The 23,145-nt window shown below is 36.6% G+C and carries 24 protein-coding genes and 1 tRNA gene; 18 read left to right on the forward strand and 7 right to left on the reverse strand.

Going from position 1 to position 23,145, the window contains the following annotated elements:
• Positions 1–603 precede the first annotated feature (603 nt).
• From hfq to PVV65_RS04765, 4 genes are all read left to right on the forward strand, one after another.
• Entirely contained in the window at positions 604–843 is a 240-nt protein-coding gene (gene hfq / locus PVV65_RS04750) for an RNA chaperone Hfq (RefSeq protein ID WP_005773461.1), read from the forward strand.
• A 55-nt stretch (positions 844–898) separates the two neighbouring features.
• Positions 899–2,242, forward strand: a complete 1,344-nt coding sequence (gene hflX, locus PVV65_RS04755) for a GTPase HflX (protein WP_273789380.1) — start codon at positions 899–901, stop codon at positions 2,240–2,242.
• A 144-nt stretch (positions 2,243–2,386) separates the two neighbouring features.
• Positions 2,387–4,213: a hypothetical protein gene (locus PVV65_RS04760; protein WP_273789381.1), complete on the forward strand. Its 1,827-nt coding sequence runs from the start codon at positions 2,387–2,389 to the stop codon at positions 4,211–4,213.
• Positions 4,214–4,343: 130 nt separating this feature from the next.
• Positions 4,344–5,435: a COX15/CtaA family protein gene (locus PVV65_RS04765; protein WP_273789382.1), complete on the forward strand. Its 1,092-nt coding sequence runs from the start codon at positions 4,344–4,346 to the stop codon at positions 5,433–5,435.
• Between the two features lie 36 nt (positions 5,436–5,471).
• On the opposite strand, the gene argC is transcribed toward PVV65_RS04765, so the two are convergent.
• Positions 5,472–6,404: an N-acetyl-gamma-glutamyl-phosphate reductase gene (gene argC, locus PVV65_RS04770; protein WP_273789383.1), complete on the reverse strand. Its 933-nt coding sequence runs from the start codon at positions 6,402–6,404 to the stop codon at positions 5,472–5,474.
• Positions 6,405–6,741: 337 nt separating this feature from the next.
• Between argC and glyA the strand changes: the two genes are divergently transcribed.
• The 6 genes from glyA to nusB all read left to right on the forward strand — a co-directional run bounded on the left by glyA (position 6,742) and on the right by nusB (position 11,281).
• Entirely contained in the window at positions 6,742–8,055 is a 1,314-nt protein-coding gene (glyA, locus tag PVV65_RS04775) for a serine hydroxymethyltransferase (RefSeq protein WP_273789384.1), read from the forward strand.
• Positions 8,056–8,068: 13 nt separating this feature from the next.
• Positions 8,069–8,551, forward strand: coding sequence for a transcriptional regulator NrdR (gene nrdR / locus PVV65_RS04780; protein ID WP_273754316.1), 483 nt, complete (start codon positions 8,069–8,071; stop codon positions 8,549–8,551).
• The gene (ribD, locus tag PVV65_RS04785; protein WP_273754314.1) at positions 8,544–9,671 is read left to right on the forward strand and encodes a bifunctional diaminohydroxyphosphoribosylaminopyrimidine deaminase/5-amino-6-(5-phosphoribosylamino)uracil reductase RibD; all 1,128 of its coding nucleotides are present in this window, start codon (positions 8,544–8,546) and stop codon (positions 9,669–9,671) included. The genes nrdR and ribD overlap by 8 nt, the downstream gene beginning before the upstream one ends.
• Positions 9,653–10,270, forward strand: a complete 618-nt coding sequence (locus PVV65_RS04790; protein ID WP_273754312.1) for a riboflavin synthase — start codon at positions 9,653–9,655, stop codon at positions 10,268–10,270. The genes ribD and PVV65_RS04790 overlap by 19 nt, the downstream gene beginning before the upstream one ends.
• 82 nt (positions 10,271–10,352) lie before the next feature.
• Complete coding sequence (locus PVV65_RS04795) at positions 10,353–10,808, forward strand: 6,7-dimethyl-8-ribityllumazine synthase (RefSeq protein ID WP_273789385.1); 456 nt, start codon at positions 10,353–10,355, stop codon at positions 10,806–10,808.
• A gap of 2 nt (positions 10,809–10,810) precedes the next feature.
• Positions 10,811–11,281 (forward strand): transcription antitermination factor NusB, encoded by a 471-nt coding sequence (gene nusB, locus PVV65_RS04800; protein WP_273789386.1) that lies wholly within the window; start codon positions 10,811–10,813, stop codon positions 11,279–11,281.
• Positions 11,282–11,358: 77 nt separating this feature from the next.
• Here the strand turns inward: nusB and PVV65_RS04805 are convergent, their stop codons facing one another.
• The gene (locus PVV65_RS04805; protein WP_273789396.1) at positions 11,359–11,826 is read right to left on the reverse strand and encodes an outer membrane protein assembly factor BamE; all 468 of its coding nucleotides are present in this window, start codon (positions 11,824–11,826) and stop codon (positions 11,359–11,361) included.
• Positions 11,827–12,061: 235 nt separating this feature from the next.
• Between PVV65_RS04805 and PVV65_RS04810 the strand changes: the two genes are divergently transcribed.
• The 5 genes from PVV65_RS04810 (at position 12,062) to PVV65_RS04830 (ending at position 15,956) form a co-directional block, all read left to right on the forward strand.
• Positions 12,062–12,619: a DUF177 domain-containing protein gene (locus PVV65_RS04810; RefSeq protein ID WP_273789387.1), complete on the forward strand. Its 558-nt coding sequence runs from the start codon at positions 12,062–12,064 to the stop codon at positions 12,617–12,619.
• A gap of 156 nt (positions 12,620–12,775) precedes the next feature.
• Positions 12,776–13,846 (forward strand): phosphate acyltransferase PlsX, encoded by a 1,071-nt coding sequence (plsX, locus tag PVV65_RS04815; protein ID WP_273789388.1) that lies wholly within the window; start codon positions 12,776–12,778, stop codon positions 13,844–13,846.
• Positions 13,847–13,895: 49 nt separating this feature from the next.
• On the forward strand, positions 13,896–14,870 hold the full coding sequence (locus tag PVV65_RS04820) for a beta-ketoacyl-ACP synthase III (protein WP_273789389.1): 975 nt from the start codon (positions 13,896–13,898) through the stop codon (positions 14,868–14,870).
• A gap of 77 nt (positions 14,871–14,947) precedes the next feature.
• A complete protein-coding gene (locus PVV65_RS04825) occupies positions 14,948–15,271 on the forward strand; it encodes an integration host factor subunit alpha (RefSeq protein ID WP_005773477.1) in 324 nt (107 codons plus the stop codon).
• 181 nt (positions 15,272–15,452) lie between these two features.
• Positions 15,453–15,956 carry a MerR family transcriptional regulator gene (locus tag PVV65_RS04830; RefSeq protein WP_273754303.1) on the forward strand — a complete coding sequence of 168 codons (504 nt, stop codon included), beginning with the start codon at positions 15,453–15,455 and terminating at the stop codon, positions 15,954–15,956.
• 1,106 nt (positions 15,957–17,062) lie between these two features.
• On the opposite strand, the gene thrS is transcribed toward PVV65_RS04830, so the two are convergent.
• The 3 genes from thrS to PVV65_RS04845 form a co-directional block, all read right to left on the reverse strand.
• Positions 17,063–19,039 carry a threonine--tRNA ligase gene (gene thrS / locus PVV65_RS04835; protein ID WP_273789390.1) on the reverse strand — a complete coding sequence of 659 codons (1,977 nt, stop codon included), beginning with the start codon at positions 19,037–19,039 and terminating at the stop codon, positions 17,063–17,065.
• Between the two features lie 112 nt (positions 19,040–19,151).
• Complete coding sequence (gene yidD, locus PVV65_RS04840; RefSeq protein ID WP_273754301.1) at positions 19,152–19,502, reverse strand: membrane protein insertion efficiency factor YidD; 351 nt, start codon at positions 19,500–19,502, stop codon at positions 19,152–19,154.
• Entirely contained in the window at positions 19,503–19,940 is a 438-nt protein-coding gene (locus tag PVV65_RS04845) for an iron-sulfur cluster assembly scaffold protein (RefSeq protein WP_273754300.1), read from the reverse strand.
• Between the two features lie 126 nt (positions 19,941–20,066).
• Between PVV65_RS04845 and folE the strand changes: the two genes are divergently transcribed.
• From folE to PVV65_RS04860, 3 genes are all read left to right on the forward strand, one after another.
• Entirely contained in the window at positions 20,067–20,690 is a 624-nt protein-coding gene (gene folE, locus PVV65_RS04850; protein WP_273754299.1) for a GTP cyclohydrolase I FolE, read from the forward strand.
• Positions 20,691–20,826: 136 nt separating this feature from the next.
• Positions 20,827–20,911, forward strand: a tRNA-Leu gene (locus PVV65_RS04855).
• A gap of 161 nt (positions 20,912–21,072) precedes the next feature.
• A complete protein-coding gene (locus tag PVV65_RS04860; RefSeq protein WP_273789391.1) occupies positions 21,073–22,245 on the forward strand; it encodes a site-specific integrase in 1,173 nt (390 codons plus the stop codon).
• 3 nt (positions 22,246–22,248) lie between these two features.
• Here PVV65_RS04860 and PVV65_RS04865 read toward each other — a convergent pair whose 3' ends face one another.
• Together PVV65_RS04865 and PVV65_RS04870 are read right to left on the reverse strand one after the other, a co-directional pair.
• Entirely contained in the window at positions 22,249–22,524 is a 276-nt protein-coding gene (locus PVV65_RS04865; RefSeq protein WP_273782698.1) for an AlpA family transcriptional regulator, read from the reverse strand.
• Positions 22,525–22,604: 80 nt separating this feature from the next.
• Positions 22,605–23,145: lambda exonuclease family protein (locus PVV65_RS04870; RefSeq protein WP_273789392.1), on the reverse strand; the 541-nt coding region annotated here is incomplete at its 5' end.

Consider the following 23,145-nt stretch of genomic DNA (forward strand, 5'->3'; position numbering starts at 1 on the left):
GAATATGCCCAGGAAAAAAAATTGAAAACTTATCAAAATAAAGTTAACGCAGTATCTTCTAGTCCGTTTAAGAAGGTTAAAAAATATAATAAAAACAATTTGTTATTTGATTTTTAAAAAGACAAAAATACTGTTTACAACTTGTGTTTATAAAAAACTTTATTAACTTATTTTCTTTGAGATAAAGACAATTTAATGGCAGTTATATATTAATGTTCAAAAAATCATGCGGTGCGAATGCATTTTTGAGTATCGATGCTCGATAATAAATATTATTAGATAACGAATTGTTGTCTGCTTACTTTTACTGATTCTAAAGGAAAGGGTGCATCATTTGTAATAGATTTAGATCTGTAATAGATTAGGATGTATAAAAATTTGTTTCTTAACTGTAATTTCATAAAAAAGTAAACGTGAAAAAAATTTTGAATTTAATGATAGATTTTCATAAGCTGTACTTTGTTATTGCTTTAAAGAGCGTTTTTTTTCTAATTTCAGTTATTTGTTGCTGAAATTTGAAGCTTCTACGTTGACAATTGAATATTTTTCAGTCGATATGCATGCACGAATATTTTATGCAATCGAGATGAAGGTGTAAGAATAATGGCAGAGCGATCACAACACCTGCAAGATGTATTTTTAAATACGGTGCGTAAGCAGAAAATTTCCCTTACCATTTTTCTTGTTAATGGCGTTAAACTCACGGGTATTGTAACTTCATTTGATAATTTTTGTGTCCTTTTGCGCCGAGATGGACACGCGCAATTGGTTTATAAGCATGCTATTTCTACAATTATGCCCGGACAGCCTGTACAGATGTTTGAAGGAGAAAGTCCTGAATAAACACATCATTTTAAGATAAACCTCTTATCCCATTTTATAAAGTACTTAGATTGCTATGGTAAATAAAAATGAGAGATTAGGAGGAGTATTTTCGCAAATTATAAAACAAGTGCGCGCACTTGTTTTGATACCAATTTTTCAAGAGAATAGAATTGAAAACTCTTTGAGGGAGTGTTCTATATCTTCTCGCGTTCAAGAGGCATTGGGCTTAGCGCGTGCTATAAGGTTAGAAGTTGTTAGTTATGAAACAATTAATATTACAACACCCCGTCCTGCGACTCTCTTTGGAAAAGGTAAAGCAGATGTGCTTGCCGATTATATCGATGAATATTCTATTGAGCTTGCGATTATAGATCACTTTTTAACGCCAGTGCAGCAGCGTAATTTGGAAAAATTATGGAATTGTAAAGTTATTGATAGAACAGCTTTAATTCTTGAAATTTTTGGTGATCGTGCACGAACAAAAGAAGGGGTTTTGCAAGTAGAGTTGGCGCATTTGTCCTATCAAAAAGGGCGGCTTGTGCGGAGTTGGACACACTTGGAACGGCAACGGGGAGGGCGTGGGTTCCTAGGTGGACCTGGTGAAACGCAAATTGAAGCAGACAGGCGTCTTTTACAAGAAAAAATTATTCGTATTCGCCGCGAATTGGAAACGGTTATTAAAACACGTACACTTCATAGAGCAAAAAGAAAAAAAACATCCTATCCTGTTGTTGCTTTGGTTGGATACACGAACACAGGAAAATCAACTCTTTTTAACTGTTTAAGCGGTGCTGATGTTTTAGCAAAGAATATGTTATTTGCAACGCTTGATCCGACTTTGCGCAAAGTTGTTCTTCCCCATGGAAAAACTATTCTTTTGTCTGATACTGTAGGTTTTATCTCTAATTTGCCAACAAATTTGATTGCAGCTTTTAGAGCAACCCTTGAAGAAGTGGTTGAGGCGGATCTTATTCTGCATGTAAGAGATATGTCAGATCTTGATCATCGAGCCCATGCCCAAGATGTCTTAGAAGTGCTTTCAAGTCTTGATATCGATATTGATGATACAGAGCATATCATAGAAGTTTGGAATAAGATTGATATGTTAGATGAGCAAGCATTGAATGTTTTACAAACGAGCGCGAAAACACGATTAAACCCTGCTCTCATGGTATCAGCTCTTAAAGGGGACGGACTCGATCAATTATTAAGAACTATTGAAAAGCAAATTTTTGGAGAGGTGAAAAGCATTGAATATCTTTTAAAACCTCATGAAATGTCACTTATTGATTGGTTTTATGAAAACTCTGCAGAAATAAAGCAGGAAGGACATGATGATGGCTCTGTTACCATTAGAGCCGTTCTTACTTCTGAAGCAAAAAAACAACTAGAGAGCATCAAAAAAAATATGAATTAAGTTTTTAAAAGCTATTGTTGAAATTTTTTACTCAAATTTTATGTTTTTCTTATCTCAAAATAATATGGCTGCAAGTTAAGAGGATAGTTACTACTTTCTCTTAATAAAACGATATGAAGAAGTATTTTGCTGGTTAAAATAAAGATGAGTCTTAAATGCAATAAAAGACTGTTCGTACGCACAGTATGGCGAAACATTTTGATTGTTTTGCTGTTACAAATTCTGTCTATCTCTTTTATTTTGTTGTATTATTTTATTCAACCTCGTGGTTACCAAGCAACTTTAGTATTTTCATTATCTGATTCTGTAGGCAAGCCACTTCCAATTGAAAAACAAGACAATATTATCACCTTTTTGTTTTCACAGCCTATATTTTTAGATGATTCGCATTTTTCTTTAAGTGCTTTTTATAAGAAAAAAAAACAGGAAAATATTCGTTTATCGCGTCATGGTGATCTTATTAATCTTACTTTCGAAGCTGAAACACCTGAAGCAGCTCAATGGGGGGTGGAAGCTTGGTTTTCTACATTTTCACAAGTAATCGTAAAACAAAAACAATCTTTGTTAAATGAGAAATTAAAAGACAAGCGATATGATAATACTGCGATCGTTAATGTTATGCAGGAATTTCGTGCTTCTATTGATTCTTTTATTCAGCATGGTGTCAAACAAACAGAGCTTCATGATCTTTCACTGCAATTAACGCAAGCAACTTTAAAGCGTATTCATTTAACAAGTTTGAATTCAACAATTAACATGATGCGTGAAAAAGGGCAGTCTTTACTGTCTTTATCATTTATTGCAGGCAATTCAGCAATTGTATCTCTGGAATCTAAACGTAATCTCTTGGAAGCACAAAGAGCACACATGGCTGCACAATTAGGGTGGACACATCCTCAAATTAAGGCCATGACTGCGGAGTTAGAGGCGGTTTCTTATCAATTAAAAAATAAAATTTCACAGATCGTTGACCAAGTTCATTCAGATGAAATTATTGCAACGGAGTTAGAAAAACAGCTCAAAAAAAAGATGAGCTTTTTTGTAAAAGATCAATCACATTCTTTGGATCAAATCTTTAACGCGTTTGAAAATAAAATAAAAGCAGAGATTGATGTACAAAATAAAGCGATGAGTAAGTCTACTCAAGGGAAGGAAAAAGTTATTGGTTTATATCGGGGGGTGAATGATGATTCTCTTCTCTTGCAAAATACAAAGATTCAAGTGGTTGTGCCAACAACGTTAGCGCCAATTTCTTTTATGGCTCTTTATGGAAAAAATATTCTTGTGAGTGCATTGGCGAGCTTCCTTACTCTTTTGCTCGGAATAGTATTATTTTATCCATGCTTTAGAAGCAAAAAAAATCAACTCTCAGAAGAGGATTTGAAGTCTAAAGAAAATGCCCTCAAGAAAAATGAGAATATTTTAGTTTCTCAAGAAGTGAAAAATCTTGAAGCCTTTATTACGATAGAGGGATTATCTGATGTTTTGAAATGGCGTGCTTCAACTGTTATTTCAATCATTGGACCAGAGGCAGCGCGGACAGCGGCAAAACTTTCACTTCATCTTATAAAAGAGAACAAAACAATTTTGTTGGTTGATATCTCTGGCCAACAAATAGAGAAAGTTATTGGTCCACATCGGGGGCTGAGTGATATTTTAACCGGTAATGCTCAGTTGCATGACGTTATTTACCGTGATTATGATACGGGGGTTGATATTCTCCCTCAAGGATTAACAAGCGCTGTTTCTGCACAAGATTTTTCAAATAATATTTCTCATATATTACAAGAATTTAAAAAAGAGTATGATTTTATCATTTTAGAGATGGCAAGCGAACCTAAATATGGATTTGAGCAATTTGCAGAGCTAACGGACTATTATATTTCTAATACTGTTCTTAATAAACAGGACTGGATGATGCGAATGGTCAGTCGCTTTCCAAAGACTGTGTATCGTGTTGTTGCATTATGAATTTCGTAAAAAAAGAAATATGTATTGCATGTTATAGTGGTATGCTTGTTTTTTGCTAAAGTTATAGTACATACTCAAATACGAAGATTTTGTGTTTAAATTTAAAAATGCATTGTAGTTGGAGAGAAGCGTGGGGCAATCAGAGATGGCAGTAAAAAGATTAAACAATAACCTTTTAACACCTGTGCAAAAGAGAAATCGGAAGCAAATTCAGGTGTGGCTTTATTCTATTTTATTGCTTTGTTTAGCAATTGTTTTAGTAGGGGGGGCAACCCGTTTGACGGGATCAGGATTATCAATAACGGAATGGAAGCCAATTCATGGTGTTATTCCACCGATCGGTGTAGAGCAATGGCAAGAGGAATTTTTAAAATATCAACAGATAACACAGTATAAGTTGCTTAATCCTGATATGACTTTAAGTGCTTTTAAGGTCATTTTTTGGTGGGAATGGGCGCACCGTGTTCTCGGGCGTCTTGTTGGTCTTGTCGCTTTATTGGGGTTAATTTGGTTTTGGGTGACGAAGCGTATTGAAAAAAATATTTTACTCCCGCTTATTGTTGTGCCGATCCTTATCGCCTTTCAAGGCTTTATTGGTTGGTGGATGGTCGCTTCAGGGATTGGCCAAAGTAATCTAACAAGCGTGAGCCAATATCGTTTAGCATTTCATCTTATAACGGCATGTTTGGTTATTATTTTTGTTACTTATTTATCTCGAGGACTTGCAGAATATTCAGAAAAACCAGCCAATCAAAAGGTGCAATATTTTGCGGCTTGGCTCGTTATTTTCGTTTTGATAGAGATTTATTTGGGCGCTTTGGTTGCAGGGCTTCATGCTGGAAAAGTCTATAATACATGGCCCCTTATGGATGGTCAGATCATTCCTGATGGATTGTTGCAGCAACGTCCTGTTTGGCTCAATTTATTCGAAAATTCCTTAACTGTTCAATTTATTCATCGGTTTTTTGCTTATTTTTTATTTATTGTCTCAGTTATTCATGCTTTCTATGTGCAAAAAAATGTTCCCAATTCAACCCATTCTCGTCGGGCATTTTTTATCTGCTTTATGATCATTATCCAAGCACTTTTAGGTATCTTGACACTGTTACATGAGGTTCCGATAAGTTTAGGGCTCATTCATCAAAGTATGGCATTGGCCGTGTTATGTTTTGCGGTTGCACACTGGCGAGCAACAAAAGGGGCGTATCACGTTGTTGAATAAAAGGTTGTTGAATAAAAGTATGTATCCAGATGGCGTTTAATTGGCTAAAAGCATTAAATCTAGGTTTTGAATAGCGGCAGCTGATGCGCCTTTTCCTAAATTATCGAAGAGAGCACAGAGATTAAAAATTCCTTCGCGATCATTTCCAAATACGAGCAATTTCATACCATCTTTATTGGCAAAACATTCTGGATTTAGTCTTTGAAGAGAAGCTGTTTCATCTTGTGATGCAACTGAAATGATGTTTTGTCCTTCGTAATGGTTTGCAAGAATTTCGCGCAGATCAGAACAGTTTGCTGATTTTGTGAATAAATGGCGGTGTAGTGGAAGATTCACAATCATTCCTTGAGGAAAACGACCAACACTGGGTATAAAAAGTGGTGTTTGATTAATTTGTCCATGGAGTTTAATTTCTGGTACATGTTTGTGTTCAAGATTGAGGCCATAGATAAAATAATTTTCCTGAATATTTTCTTGAGATTGATTTTCCATTTGTGTAATCAGTTGTCTTCCTCCACCGGTATAGCCGGAGATTGCATGAATCGAGATGGGATAATCGGCGTCTAACAATCCTGCTTCACGAAGGGGACGAATCAAGCTAATGGCTCCAGTAGGATAACATCCAGGATTAGAGACGTAATGGGCTGCTTGAATGCGTTTTTTTTGCCCTGCTGTCATTTCAGGAAAACCGTAAACCCAGTTTGGGGCAACACGGTGAGCTGTTGAGCTATCAATAACCCTAATGTTTTTATTTTTTCTAAGCCAATGAACAGTTTTGCGTGCTGCATCATCTGGAAGACATAAAATAGCAATATCTGTTTGAGTAAGATAGTCATGCCGCAGATGAACATTATGGCGATCCTTATGAGCAAGAGAGAGTAGTTTTAAATCTGTACGTTTCTCTAAGCGTTTTTGTATTTGTAGTCCGGTTGTACCGTGTTCACCATCAATAAAAACTTTGGTTACCATTCTTAAACGCCTTGTATTAATTTTTCCTACGATATCTAGTCTTTTATTATAAATTATTTTAAATCATTACCAACTTAAATAATAATCATTAACTTATTGAATTCCTTTAGATTATAGATTTTTTTTGTAGAAGGTGTAAATAAGGACACAAAAGAAGAAACTTAACTTCATTTTTTATTCTTCTTACGAGAGAAGTTTTTTACTGTTTCCATGACGAGGAATAAGATAGATATTTGTATCAGTATTTTTGAGTGCAAGTGATTTAAAATGTTTGGTTTGCATAGTTTGCTGTGTTATCGTCTAGTGACTTTATTTTTTAATGTTAGGGATGTGTTTTATGAATCAGCAAGAAAATGACGCACAAAAGCGCTTTTTTAATGATAATTTACAGACAGTTGATGGTGCAATTTTTAACGCCATTAGAGGGGAGTTTGAGCGGCAACAAAATGAGATTGAGCTGATTGCTTCAGAGAATATTGTTTCAAGAGCGGTTCTTGAAGCACAAGGGTCTGTTTTAACCAATAAATATGCAGAAGGTTATCCAAGAAAGCGCTATTATGGCGGGTGTCAATTTGTCGATGTTGTTGAAGATTTAGCTATTGAAAGAGCAAAACAGCTTTTTGGTGCTGCTTTTGCAAATGTACAGCCTAATTCTGGTAGCCAAATGAATCAAGCTGTCTTTCTGGCGTTACTTCAGCCTGGTGACACATTTATGGGGTTGGATTTAAATGCTGGTGGTCACCTTACACATGGTTCATCTGTCAATATGTCGGGAAAATGGTTTGATGTTGTTTCCTATGGTGTACGTCAAGAAGATCAGATTATTGATATGGATGAGGTTGAGCGGCTTGCAAAAGAACGTAAGCCAAAACTTATTATAGCAGGGGGGTCATCTTATCCTCGATTCTGGGATTGGGAACGCTTCCGTGAAATTGCAGATGAGATTGGTGCTCATTTTCTTGTAGATATGTCTCATATTGCTGGTCTTGTTGCTGGTGGTGTACATCCTTCCCCAGTCCCCCATGCGCATATCGTAACGACAACAACACATAAATCGCTTCGAGGACCTCGTGGTGGGTTGATCTTGACAAATGATGAGAGTTTATCCAGAAAAATCAATTCTGCTATTTTCCCTGGTCTTCAAGGGGGACCTTTAATGCATGTGATTGCGGCAAAGGCTGTTGCATTTGCGGAAGCTTTGCATCCATCTTTTAAGAGTTACAGTGCTCATGTTGTCGCTAATGCGAAAGCTTTAGCAAAAACATTACAGAGTCATGGTTTTAATATTGTTTCTGGCGGTACAGATAATCATTTATTGTTGGTTGATTTACGTTCGAAAAATCTTACAGGAAAACGTGCCGAATTGGCTTTAGGACGTGCTCATATTACCTGCAATAAAAATGGCATTCCTTTTGATCCTGAAACACCATCTATAACATCGGGAGTTCGTTTGGGATCACCTGCTGCCACAACGCGTGGTTTTTCAGAAAAGGAGTTTGTTCAAGTTGCGCATCTGGTTGCAGAAGTTCTTGATGGTCTTCGGAATGCAAAAAGTGATGAAGATAATCATGCCGTTGAAATGGCAGTTAAGAAAAAGGTGGAAGATATAACGAATCAATATCCTCTTTACTCTTATCTTAGCACGCGTTAAGGGTAAAAAAGAGATGCGCTGTCCTTACTGCCAATATGAGGATACACAGGTAAAAGATTCACGTCCAGCAGAAGAGGGGGCGGTGATTCGGCGCCGCCGTGTGTGTTCTGTCTGCGGTGGTCGTTTTACAACTTTTGAACGTGTTCAATTGCGTGAGCTTTTGGTTACTAAAAAAAGTGGACGATATGAACCATTTGATCGTGATAAATTAATGCGATCAGTTGATGTGGCAGTACGTAAGCGCAATATTGATCCTGATCGTATTGAACGAGCAATCTCTGGCATTGTACGCCAGCTTGAGAGTTTGGGAGAACCAGAGATTGCTTCAGAAAAAATTGGGCATCTTGTGATGGAAGCATTAAAAAGGATTGATGATATTGCTTATATCCGTTTTGCTTCTGTGTATCGAGATTTTCGTAATGCAAGCGATTTTCACGATATTATCGATGAGTTGTCAAAGGGTGTAGCGGATACAGAATCTCGTTTTGATGAATAAGAAAGTGCAAGATGAACGGTTTATGGCTGCCGCTATCCGTTTAGCAGAGCGTCATGTGGGACTTACAGGTGAGAATCCTTCCGTGGGTGCGCTAATTGTGCAAAATGATGGCGGTGCTGGGTCATTTATTGTTGGTTATGGTGTAACAGCTCTTCATGGCAGACCTCATGCGGAAGTGCAAGCTTTACGTATGGCTGGTTCTCTGGCTCAAGGAGCGACCGCTTATGTTACTTTAGAACCCTGCGCACATTATGGAAAAACTTCTCCGTGTGTTAGTGCACTTATTGATTCAGGTATTTCCCGAGTTGTTGTTGCTCTGACCGATTGTGATAAGCGTATGGCTGGTCGTGGTCTTGCTCTTTTGCGTGCGGCGGGTATTGAAGTCGTTGAGGGCATTTTAGTTGAAGAGGCTTTTGAAGCTTTATGGACGCATTGGTGTATAAAGAAGATGCAGCGTTGTGCTGTTACTTTTAAAATGGCAATTTCTGCTGATAATAGTGTGGGAAAAAAAGAGGAGGGGGGAATAAAAATTAGTGGTCCCCTTTCCCATACCCATACGCATATTCTACGGGCTCAAAACAACGCTATTCTTGTTGGTATTGGGACTATATTAGCCGATGATCCACAACTCAATTGCCGCTTGCCAGGAATGGAAATGCGTTCGCCAATTCGTATTATTTTAGATTCAGATTTATCTATTCCCCTTGATGCGAAAGTTATCCAAACAGCCATTAAAATTCCTACATGGGTTATTTGTAATGGGGATCTTTCAAAGAAAAACAAAAAAAATGCGTTGGAACAATATGGTGTGTCTGTTTATTCGGTAGAGATGAATAATGGTTTTGTAGAACCCTTTGCTCTTTTACAGATGCTTTATAAACATGGAATTAATAGTGTTTTACTGGAAGGAGGTGTAAAGACAGGGGAAAAGTTTTTGAATGCTGGTTGTGTTGATCATTTGATATGTTTTTATAGTCCGGTTATTTTAGGAAAAAAACGTATTGAAGCCCCTCATTTTGAAAATTATCTTTCGCAATTTCATGAGGTTGAGACAAAAATGTTTGGAAATGACCGTTTTTATAAATGGAGACGTAAGACATTATGTTCACAGGAATTATAACGGATATCGGTTGTGTTGAGGATGTTCAACCTTTAAAGCAGGGGATGCGTGTAAAGATTTCTACACGCTATGCTATACAAAACTTAGCAATTGGTGCGTCAATTGCGTGTTCAGGAATTTGTCTGACAGTTGTAGAACGAGGCTTTAAACAAGGAGACTCCAATTGGTTTATTGTTGAGGCGTGGGAAGAAACATTACGTTTAACAAATCTTGCCCAATGGAAAAAAGGAACTTTTGTTAATTTAGAACGCTCGCTGAGATTGGGTGATGAAATGGGAGGGCATTTTGTTTCTGGTCATATTGATGGCTTAGCTGAAATTGTTGAACAAAAAAATGAAGGGGATGCAATTCGTTTTTATTTAAAAGCTTCAAGAAAATTTATGCCTTTTATTGTTTTTAAGGGATCACTTGCGCTTAATGGAACATCTTTGACTGTTAATGGTGTTGAAGATTGTGTTTTTGATGTTCTTATTATTCGCCATACACTTGAAATGACAACGTGGGGACAAGCTAAAATTGGAGATTGGGTTAATTTGGAAATTGACCAGCTTGCTCGTTATGCTGCTAAGCTTTTTGCTTTTAAAAGAGAAGTTGAATAAGCTATAACTCTATTGATCGTTTTTAGCATTTTATGCTCTATAGCTTTGAGTTTTTTTGATTCGTTTTTTGTGGAATTCCATTATGATGAAAGAGATACGTAAAAATCCTCACGTATTGATTGTTGAAGCACGTTTTTATGAACAGATTTCTGATGCACTTTTGAAAGGTGCTATAAGTGCTTTGCAAAAAGCTGAAGCAAGTTATGATATTATAACAGTTCCAGGAGCCTTAGAAATACCAGCTGCAATAGCTTTTGCTGAACAAAATAAGATATCTTATGACGGTTATGTTGCACTGGGTTGTGTTATTCGGGGTGAAACATATCATTTTGAAATTGTTGCCAATGATTCTTGTCGGGCCTTGATGGATTTAGCTGTTCATAAGCACTTAGCTATTGGAAATGGTATTTTAACAGTTGAAAATAAAGAGCAAGCATGGGTGCGTGCAAAACAAGATGACAAAAATAAAGGTGGTTTTGCGGCTGAAGCTGCTTTATGCATGATCGCTCTAAAAAAGAGATTTGGAGATAATTGTTAACTATGGCTGATATAAAAAGCAGAGATTTTCCGCGTTCAGCCAATAAACGTGGTGCAGCAAGACTGGCTGCAGTTCAGGCTCTCTATCAAATGGATATTGTGGGTTCGGGAGTGATGGAAACGGCTGCTGAGTATGAGGCTTATCGTTTAGGAAAAGACATTGATGGAGACCAGTATCTTGAAGCTGATTTTCAATGGTTTTTGGCGATTATAACGGGCGTTGTAAAAGACCAAAAGCAGCTTGATCCTCTGATTCATCAACAGCTTTCTGCAGAATGGTCTCTTTCACGTCTTGATTCTATATTGCGAGCAATTTTACGAGCCGCTTTATGGGAGCTGATCAACCGTAAAGATGTTCCTGTTGCGGTCGTCATGAATGAATATGTTGATATAGCCAAAGCATTTTTTGAAGGTGATGAGCCAAAACTTGTTAATGCAGTTCTCGACAGTATGGCAAAAAAAGTTCGTTTTTAAGAGTTAAAATTCCTTCCTTTATTAGATCTGACAATATCAGACCTAATAAGATTGCAAAAGTAAATAGATAATATACTTTAATTAGAAGCTGGTGGATTTACAGGACCTTTTATAATTTGAATTAAGAAAGGGTGTTCTTTTGTTATAGTTGGTGTTGTTTGCGTAATGAAATCAAACACTTGACCGTCTTGTAGACCATAGTGAGCAACCTTTGTAACCTGATTGTTTTTATTGAAGTAAATAGCTAAAACTTTGCGATCAATAATCGTTGTTTTCATAAACTGCATCCCACGATAACGTGTTTGTGAGATGTAATAAAAAACCTCATTATCATATTTTGTTTTTAATGAAGGTGTTCCTAAAGTTAAAAGAACTTGCTCTTGACTTGAGCCAATAGAAATAGAACTTAGAGCATTTTTATCAAGAATATAGCCCTCTCTATAAATTTGGCTTGAGCCTGAAGAATCAAGAAGACTACAACCCGCAAGTGTTACGATGCTTGCTATTGATAGACCAACCAACAATTTACGTTTGATTAAGATCATTATGTGAGGCGTTTGAAACAATGATATCTCCTTTTTATACTGAGATGTACGACAAGAAGGCAACCTCAAGTTTTTCTAATTTTAGCTTAATCTACCGTAGCTTACATTGAGTTTCCCTGTTATAAAGCAAATTATGCCATATAGAATTTCTTTAGAAAAGAAAAAAATGAACGAAATATACTTAAGCTAAATAAAAGCACAGTGTTTTATGGAGTTTCATATTTGGGAGTTGTCAATGGATGTTCAAAACGTTTCTCAAATGGCTTTTGCTTTGGCCTATCCAATATCCGTCCGTTCTCTTCCAGCTAAAGGGATAAAAGTTCATCTTTGTGCAAACAAAAAAGAATGTACACATTTAGCTCAAAACCATGATTTAGTTGAAGTAAAATCTTGTGAGGGAAAATTCCATATTCTTCCGTGGAAAAAACGCGGTGTGCGTATAAAAGGTTTGTTGCAAGCGCATATAGTACAGTTATGTGTTGTTACATTAGAGCCATTAGAAAATATTCTTCGTGAAAATATTGAGGTTATTTTTGTTCCCGAAGATTCAAATTTAACGAAGCCCAAAATATCAGAAGATACACGAGAATTGTTTTTAGATGTGGAAGGGCTTGATACACCGGAAGTATTTTATAATGATCGAATTGATATTGGTGTAATCATGGAAGAGTTTTTTGAGTTGTCTATTAATCATTATCCACGTAAAGAGGGGATAAAAATGCATGTGGTTAAAAATTTAGAAGAAGCAGAGAAAAAGTTTTCGCCATTTTCTGTTTTGAAAAGTTGGAAGTGATTGTAAAAACATAAAAAAATTATCTATTGTATGCTGTGATAAAAACGGTATTTTCTGTGGAGCTTTTTTCGCAAGATATGCTTTATGAGTGTTTAGTCACCCAAAATCATAATATGTGTTTAAAAATGTAAATGAAAAGATGTGGGATATGAAAGCGTGATTAGAATTTCTGTGGATGTCATGGGTGGTGATTACGGTCCAGAAGCAGCTATTGCAGGAGCAGCAATTGTCCAAAAATATTTATCAGATGTTTATTTTTTATTTTATGGGATAGAAGAGGTCGTTCGGCCGGTTTTAAAAAAATATCCCCGTTTAGATTCTGTATCGTGCTTTTATCCTACAGAAAGCTATACGCGCATGGATGAAAAGCCAAGCCAAGCCCTTCGCAATGGACGTGGTAAATCATCAATGTGGTATGCCATTGAAGCAGTAAAAAATGGTGAAGCTGATGCTTGCGTTTCTGCTGGTAATACGGGGGCGCTTATGGCCATGTCTTATTTTTGTTTAAAAATGTTGGCAGAGGCTGAACGTCCTGGTATTGCGGGTATCTGGCCAACTCTTCGCAGCGAGAGTATCGTTTTAGATATTGGAGCAACGATTGGTGCATCTGCTCGTCAATTGGTCGATTTGGCGGTTATGGGAGCGGGGATGTTTCGCGCTTTATATCATACGGAAAAACCAAGTGTTGGACTTCTAAATGTGGGAGTGGAAGAGGTTAAAGGACTTTATGAAATAAAAAAAGCAGGCATGATATTGCGTGAAGTGCAATTAGAAGGATTGGAATATAAAGGATTTGTTGAGGGCAATGACATTGGAAAAGGGACAGTCGATGTTGTTGTAACAGAAGGTTTTTCTGGTAATATTGCTTTAAAAACAGCAGAAGGGACCGCGCGACAGATAGCAGAGATTTTAAACTCCGCACTGCGCAGTTCTTTTTTAACATCCCTTGGTTATTTTCTATCGCGGAGAGCTTTTCGTACACTGAAAAATAAAATGGATCCCGATAGGGTAAATGGAGGCGTGCTTTTAGGTTTGAATGGTGTTGTCATAAAAAGTCATGGCAGTGCGAATGCTAATGGCTTTGCTTCTGCTATCCGTGTTGGTTATGAAGTGGTTAATAATGAACTTTTACAAAAAATAACGGCTGATTTACGGCGGTTTCATGAGAATAAAGATACACTTTTTGATCAGGAAGATGAAGTGGTGATGAGTGGAGAATCCTTATGATGAGCTCTTATAATGGAAATAAAAAGTCTGAAGAAAAGGTGAGAGCTGAATGATTCGATCAATTATACGTGGTGTAGGAAGTGCTTTGCCGAAAAGAAGTTTATCAAATGATGAGATTGCAAAGTTTGTTGAAACGTCAGATTCATGGATCGTTCAACGTACAGGAATACATCAACGTTATATTGCCAATGAAAATGAAACAACGGTTTCTTTAGGCGTTGAAGCAGCGCAAACAGCCCTTATAAATGCTGGTCTTACAATAAAGGATATTGATTGTATTATTTTAGCAACCTCAACGCCAAATCGTACGTTTCCTGCTTCTGCTGTTGAAATTCAGAATGCTTTGGGAATGAACCATGGGTTTGCCTTTGATATTCAAGCTGTTTGCTCTGGTTTTATTTTTGCTTTAACAACGGGAGATTCTTATTTACGCTGTGGAGCTGCTAAAAGAATTTTAGTAATTGGGTCCGATACATTTTCTCGAATTTTAGATTGGGAAGACCGTACAACATGTGTTTTGTTTGGTGATGGTGCGGGGGCTGCTGTTTTGGAAGCACAAGAAGTTGAGGGGGGAATTGCTTTTGAGCGTGGTATATTATCTGCAAAATTGCGTTCTGATGGTGCTTATATCGATAAGTTGTATGTTGATGGTGGACCTTCAACAACACAAACAACAGGTTATTTGCGTATGGAAGGACGAGAAGTTTTTAAGTATGCTGTTGGTATGATAACGGATGTGGTTGATGATTGTTTTGCAGCTGCAGGTATGGATTCTTCACAACTCGATTGGTTTGTGCCTCATCAGGCTAACAAGCGCATTATTGAAGCATCTGCTAAAAAACTGAGAATTTCGCCAGATAAAGTTGTGATTACCATTAATCAACATGGTAATACGTCTGCAGCATCAGTTCCATTGGCTTTAACGACAGCTCTTTGCGATGGAAGAATTAAAAAAGGAGATCTTATCATGTTAGAAGCCATGGGAGGTGGATTTACATGGGGAGCAGTTCTTATTCGTTGGTAAATTATGGTTACTTGACCATATTTGAATAAAACGTATAAGTCATTTTGTAATTTTAAATATTTTAATAGGTGGTTATAATGACAAGTAAGACAGTAACGCGTGCAGATTTAGCGAGCGTAGTTTGTAAAAAAGTGGGCTTGTCACATACTGAATCAGCAGCTTTGGTCGAATTGGTTTTGGATGAGATTTGCAACTCACTTGTAAGAGGTGAAGCAGTTAAATTATCTTCTTTTGCAACTTTTCAAGTTCGCAGTAAGAATGAACGTATTGGACGCAATCCCAAAACAGGTGTTGAAGCACCTATTCCGCCGCGACGTGTTGTAACGTTTAAGGCTGCAAATATCCTTAAACAGAGAATTTTAGATTCGCATCGTGCAAGACAGAAAAATAATCTCTCATAAATAAATGCCATAGTGATGTTTGGTATTTGTTAAAAAATGTATAAAATAAAGATTTATGTTTTTTAAAAAAAGCTGTTTAGTAAGTAGTCAAGGTTCTATTTTTGACTAATCTTGTTGAGAAGTTGAGATGTAATGAAGCATTATCAAACCATTTGTCGTGTTTTAGATAAGGGGTTGCAAAATGGATAAAAGCTCTGATGCTTTTCGCACAATTAGCGAAGTAGCCGAATTATTGGAGCTTCCCCAGCATGTTTTAAGATTCTGGGAAACACGTTTTAGGCAGATTAAACCAATGAAACGTGGAGGAGGAAGGCGTTACTATCGTCCTGTCGACGTTGATTTGCTTAATGGTATTAAGCAGTTATTGTACGATCAGGGTTATACTATAAAAGGTGTGCAGCGCCTTTTGAAAGAAAATGGTGTTGCTTTTGTGTCTGCATTTGGTAATGGCGATCTTGATGCTATGAATGTTGTCATAGAAAAAAAACATGCAGTACAAACTTTTGAAAATACGAGCAATAAGCCTAAAAAGTCTTCTTTTGGGCTTTTGAGTTTCATGAGAAATGAGGGAGAGACCTCTGTTGGTTCTGTGAATCTTTACAGAGATAAAACTGATAAAGCATTATTGCAAGAAATCCTGTTTGAACTCATTGAGTGTAAGCGTGTTCTTGATAGAGCACGATAACAATAATATTTTTCATTTTAGCAAAATACCTATTTAAAAAGTTTTTTATAAATCAATATGTAGCATTTAGCGCCGCAAGGTATTTTGTAGATATTTAGATGCTTTATAAATGTGGTTCGGGATTACTATATTAAATGAGCAACTCATATACCTCATGTGCATAGTTGACTATTTTTTTAGGAATAATTTTTAATTTGGTCAAATATGAAGAGAGGAAAGAATGGATACCCAATTTTATCAATTCTCCTTTGATTTAGCTTTATAAATCTCAAGGGAAGTTATAAGCGATATCTTATCAGTGTAGATTGCGAGGCGTTTTTATAGAGTACTATTGGTTATCATTCACGTCCTTGTTTTAAAGAGATCTTTCTTAAGGTTTTCGAGCTCATTTCGCAACAGCCCTCATGAATGAAAACGTTAAATTTATCGAGCAGTACTATTTTTACGTTTGTGAAGAAACAAGTTGGGTACCTTCATACATTTTATTAGCACTCAATATTGCAACAAAACCTTGGACTTTGAAATGGTTTAGACATTTTTTAGTTCTTTCTAAATAGTTTGTATTCGCATGGGCTTATCTCGCTTATCACGTGCAAACGAATGATTTCGATTGCTGCTACATAAACAGATTTAAAGTGAGAGAATCCTGTGATATTTAAGAATCTTGTTTAATGTAAATAACTGTATATCATCATTATAAATCAAATTATTACCTTTTTTGATGAAGTTATATCTCAATGAATAAGAAACATCATCATTCAACTAATTTACGTAATTTATAATAATTTTGTTTTTAGTTTTTTTCTTGATGTTGATGTAAACAATGATCTATTTAGAATAGTAGCATCATAGCTCTACTATATAAAAGATTAATGTATCAATGAGTCATTAATATTCAATTAATTACTATTATTGCATTTAAACAGCTTATAGAGCTTACATTAAACTCTTTTTTCAACCGACTTCGTAAAATATTACCACGTGCTTTACTGATAAGCGGTAATCATGTATGAAATAAAAAACACGATATTATCAAATCATTTGATCTTGTACAAAAATTGACGGTTTATAGTAAAAAAATTAATATCTTACCATCTTCTGTGATTTTATGCATTTATTACACGTTGTAAATCTGGAGGCGTGGCCTCATTTAAGAGTTGCTTAATTGCATCTTCTACAGATAAAAAAGTTTGATTCGGACTTCCTAAGCGTCGCATATTTACGCTGTTTGTCTCAGATTCACGTTTGCCACAGACCAAAATGACGGGAACTTTTTGTAAAGAATGTTCTCGTATTTTATAGTTAATTTTTTCCTTGCGAAGATCTGTTGTTGCCGAAAGCCCAGCAGCTTTAAGCCTTGCCGTTATTTTTTGGGCATATTCATTTGCTTCGGATGTAATTGTTGCGACAACAATTTGTTCAGGAGCAAGCCAAAGTGGCATATGTCCAGCAAAATTTTCGATTAATATACCAAGAAAACGCTCCATTGATCCAAAAATGGCGCGATGGATCATAACAGGTTGGCGTTTTTCTGAATCTTTATCAATATAGAATGCACCAAAACGTTCAGGAAGATTAAAGTCTATTTGTGTTGTTCCACATTGCCATTCACGACCGATAGCATCCTTTAATGTATATTCAAATTTTGGACCATAAAAGGCTCCCTCACCTGGAAGGATACTTGTTTTGATTTGTCCCGCAAATTTTGTTTCAATTGTTTTAAGGACAGATTGCATGATAGTTTCTGCATGGTCCCATAATGCATCAGATCCAACTCGTTTTTCTGGACGTGTTGAAAGCTTAAGACTGATTTCTTTAAAACCAAAATCAGCATAAGTTGATAAAATAAGATCATTAATATTGAGACATTCATCAGCTAATTGTTCATCAGTACAAAAAATATGTGCATCATCTTGTGTAAAACCACGCACACGCATAAGACCATGCAAAGATCCGGAAGGCTCATAACGATGAACAAGACCAAATTCAGCAAGTCTAATAGGTAAATCACGATAAGATTTTAAACCATGTTTAAAAATTTGCACATGACCAGGACAATTCATTGGTTTAAGGGCATAAACATTCCCATGGTCTGAATCTTCTGCTGCTGGAATTGCTTTGAACATGTTTTCCTTATACCAGCCCCAATGCCCCGATACTTCCCAAAGTGATCTATCGAGAACTTGTGGTGCATTTACTTCGGCATATTGGTGATCATCAAGGCGTCTACGCATATAATTGATCAAATTTTGGAACATTTTCCAGCCCTTTTGGTGCCAAAAAATCATTCCAGGCCCTTCTTCTTGGAAATGAAATAAGTTCATTTCACGTCCCAAGCGGCGATGATCACGTTTTTCAGCTTCTTCTAGCATATGAAGATAGGCTTTTAAGTCATTTTCATTTGCAAATGCTGTTCCATAAATTCTCGTAAGCATTGGATTATTGGCATCGCCACGCCAGTAAGCGCCTGCGACTTTCATTAATTTGAAAGCATTTCCAATTTGCCCTGTAGACTGCATGTGCGGTCCGCGACAAAGATCAAACCACTTTCCTTGATAATAGATTTTTAAATCTTGATTGTCAGGGATGCTGTCAATAACTTCAACTTTATAAAATTCCTTTTTCTCAGAAAAAACTTTTCTTGCTTTTTCACGAGACCAAATTTCTTTTCTAAAAGGTTCATTGCGTTGAATAATTTCACGCATTTTCTTTTCAATGTCGCTGAGGTCATCTAACGTAAAAGGTTGTTGGCGCGCAAAATCATAATAGAAACCATTCTCAATCACAGGACCTATTGTCACTTGCGTTTCAGGAAAGAGTTCTTGCACTGCTTCAGCAAGGACATGGGCGCAATCATGCCTTATGAGCTCAAGAGCCCGTGAATCTTCTCGGGTAATAATCTCTATTTGACCAGATTGTCCTAATGGATCTGATAGATCTCGCATGATGCCATCAAGACTATAGGCGACTGCTTTTTTTGCGAGTGATTTAGAAATGGATTCTGCTAATTCCAAGCCCGTCATTTCGGCAGGGTAATTACGTTTTGAACCATCGGGAAAAGAAAGAGAAATAGAGCAAGACATAAAAACACCCTTTTAATCCAATTCCGCCAACGATTGCGGATGGTTTCGTGAAAACTGAACAAAAAGCTTATAGATTAATTTTTTTATCAATACATACGAAAAAAGAAAAGGATTATTTGTTGTGTTTTTCAGAAATTTTCCAGTAATGCCAAGGTTTATAAAAACAGCAAGAATTTCCAAGCGAAGGAGGTACTGGATCAAAGCCATCTGTTCCAAAGGGACCACAACGTATGACACGAAAGAGACCCATCCATGTACCAGCCCAAAGCCCATGGCGTGCGATTGCTTCATATATATATTCTGAACAAGTTGGGGCATGGCGACACTGGTTGCCTATAAGACTCGAAAGTGTTATTTGATAGAAACGTATTAAAAAAATGCCCAGTAATCGTCCAGGTGTTTTTTGCCAAGTCCCTGTGTAATTTCGAGTTATTTTTTTTTGTCGAAACTGTGATTTGAGCATTTATGTTCTTCTTTCTTCTTCAATTTGTTGAATGCAGTCTATCGTTGCATCAAAGGGTAGTAGTGTTGCAGCATGACGTATTTTATAGTTTTTAATGGGCTCTAAGCAAGAAAAATCCTCAAAGGGAGCTTGAGGAGAAGGTCCATTCTGCTTTAGCATTTGATAGATAACTTTACGTAATATTTTAAGATCTTGTGTTGTTTGTCCGATGATATGAGATGCTAAAAGTGACGCTGAGGCTTGCCCTATAACACATGCATGTATTTCATGAGCAAAATCTATCACGATATGATCTTTCACTTTTAAATCTACAGTGATTGTTGAGCCGCAAGGATGTGCATATCTTTTTGATGTTGCATCAGGATTATTAAGACGCCCAATTCTGCTTATATGTGCAGCATATTCAAGTATTTTATCACTATAGATATTGCCACTCATGCGCTATTGCCTGAAATTTTGAGAGACGTGATTGTTTAAACTTTTAATTCGCTTATATAGAGATTATACAAAATGAAATAGGTCTGTTGCAAATGTTTTTGTATAGAGTAAGGTTGGAGTTTTTGAATGCGTAATGTTGTTAAAGAAGACGCAAAAGATTCTTTTTTATCTGAAGAAAAGCGTCCGAATATTGAAGAGGTGGAAGAAGCGGTTCGTACATTACTCTTATGGGTAGGGGAAAATCCAAGGAGAGAAGGGCTTTTAGAGACCCCAAAACGTATAGCCAAGGCATATCGCGAGCTTTTTAATGGTTATCACCAATCAGTTGAAGAAACCTTAGGAACGGTTTTTGAAGAGGTTTCAGGATACAATGAATCGATAATCGTAAAAAATATTCCTTTTTATTCGCATTGTGAACATCATATGATTCCGATTATTGGAAAAGCGCACATAGCCTATCTTCCTGATGCAAAAATTGTTGGTCTTTCAAAGATTGCGCGTATTGTAGATATTTTTTCTCATCGTTTACAAACACAAGAAACGATGACAGCACAAGTGGCTCATGCTTTAGAAATGCACCTGAAACCTCGTGGTGTAGCCGTATTGATCGAAGCTGAGCACATGTGTATGGCTATGAGAGGAATCCAAAAGCAGGGATCCACAACAATTACAAAAAAATTTCATGGTTATTATGAAAAAGATCAAACTGCACAAGCTCATTTTATGATGATGGTTCAAAAATCATCGTAACGCCCATATTTCGTGTAATCTTTATTAAGTTATAAATCGTTTGAATAAAATAAATTATGGGAAAGAGAAAATTGTCTTGTACCTTTCTTTGTGATTTGTTAAAGGCTGAAAGCCAGAACTTTTTGCTTAACCACGTGCGGTCGTGGCGGAATTGGTAGACGCGCAGCGTTGAGGTCGCTGTGGGGCAACCCGTGGAAGTTCGAGTCTTCTCGACCGCACCATTTACAGATTCTCTACAATATCGTTTGATATCGTTGTTTATCTCATTTCATTTATAAGTGATTGTTTTTATTTCCTTAATTGTTTTTTACATACGATTTTGATATCTGATGAATCCACCGAAAGCGCAATTCAAAAGGTGGTTCAAAAGGTGGTTTGAAAAGTGACTAGGAAAACAAGAACACGTGATAGATTATCTGCTTTATCTGTAAAAAATTTGCCTAAAGGTAAATATGCAGATGGAGCTGGATTATGGCTTATTAAAACAGCACAGAATCAAGGGCGTTGGGTTTTTCGATTCGATTTCAATAAAAAACGTCGTGAAATGGGGTTAGGCTCTTGTAGTGTTGTATCTTTGAAAGAAGCAAGACTTAAGGCTACCTCTTGCCGTGATCTTTTAAACCAAGGGATTGACCCGATTCGTAAAAGGAAAAATGAAAAGTTACGACAGGCTGTTGATAGTATTTCTTTACGAGAAATTGTTTTAAGCGCCTTTGAAGCCAAAAAAAGCGAATTGAAAAATGAAGGAACAGCCGCAAGGTGGTTAACACCTCTTACATTGCATGTTTTTCCAAAGCTTGGAGATATAGCAATTACTGAATTGACGCAGATTGATATAAAAGAGTGTTTATCACCTATTTGGAAAACAAAAAACGAAACAGCGAGCAAGGCTTTATCGCGTTTAAATATTGCTATAAAACATGCAGCGGCACGTGGTATAGATGTAGATATGCAATTGGTACCAAAAGCAAAAGCTTTATTGGGAAAATTTATTCAAAATGTTCAAAATATTCCGGCTATGCCATGGAAAGAAGTTCCTCATTTTTATCAATCTTTAAATGATGAACTTGTCTCAAATTTAGCCTTAAAACTTCTAATTTTAACTGGTGTTCGTTCAATGCCAATTCGGCATATACGGTTGGAGGAAATCAATCAATCAATCTGGACGATTCCAAAAGAAAATATGAAAGGGATAGTTGGAAAGGTTTTTGATTTTCGTGTACCGCTTACAGATGAAGCGCTTGCTATTATTGAAAAAGCAAAAGCAATCGAAAAGAATGGATTTTTGTTTGTTGGGAATTCTGGACAGCCTATCTCTGATATGACGCTTTCTAAATTTATGAAAGATAGAGGGCTTATTTATCGTCCACACGGTTTCAGGTCTAGTCTTCGTGATTGGATAGCAGAGACAACATCAACACCATTTGAAATTGCGGAATTTACGTTGTCTCATTCAGTAGGAAATTCAGTCACAAAAGCTTATATGAGGACTGATTTTTTGGAACAGCGCCGTGTTCTTTTAGAACAATGGGCATCTTTTGTGACTGGGTGTTGACTGTTACGATAGTGATGGTAATTCTGTAGAGTCTCTTTCGGCTTTTTTGCTTTCAATATAGCGGTCGATTTCAACGATATCCCATTTTAAGTATCGTCCTTCTTGTATTGGTTTAGGAAAAACACCAGCTTTTACAAGCTCTCTAATAGAGGTCATCGACATTCCAAGATAAATCGATAGGTCTTGTATATTGACGAGCCTTTGCAAGCGCATTGACAATAATGCTTGTTCAAACAAACTTATTTTTTTTATTGATTCTAATAATTTTTCTTCTTTCATTTAAGTGGTCCTTCTTCTTTTTTTATATTAGGCAAGGGTGGGGGTGCTAGGAGGCATAAGAAAAGCACCCCCATAAGCGATCAGGCGGCTTTTGTTGAGATTCTTTGGATCTCTTGTTCTATTTCAGTTAAAAAGCTTTCAACCGCTTGATTGATTTGTTCAATTTGTTTGTCATCACGGTGGATACGTTTGATTTTCATACGTAAATGAGATGCGTCCCTCGTAAAACGTGGGTCATAACTGATAAAATCACACCATTTACGTCCCGTACAAGCCATTTGGAATTGCATTTGTGCAAGATATTCCGGTTTGATCTCATTATCCATAAAGAAGCGCAAATGGTTGCTTGATTGAGGACATTTGATTTCGATTAAGCCATCTTTATCAATCAGTCCATCGGGGCTTGCCCCTGCCATTTGAATTGTAGGGTGTTGAATAAAGCCACATTGAGTGATTTGTGTATCATAAATGAAAGCATATTCTTTGAGAGCCTCCTCTTCATGCTCAATACCCCATTGCATAGCTGGTGTTATATAAGATTGACTTATTTCTCCAGTTAAGCGCTCTGTCATGAGTTTGATTTTGTAATCTTCATATTTGCTTGTGGGCAATCCTTTAGCT

Source organism: Bartonella sp. ML70XJBT (genome assembly GCF_028618425.1).
Taxonomy (GTDB): domain Bacteria; phylum Pseudomonadota; class Alphaproteobacteria; order Rhizobiales; family Rhizobiaceae; genus Bartonella.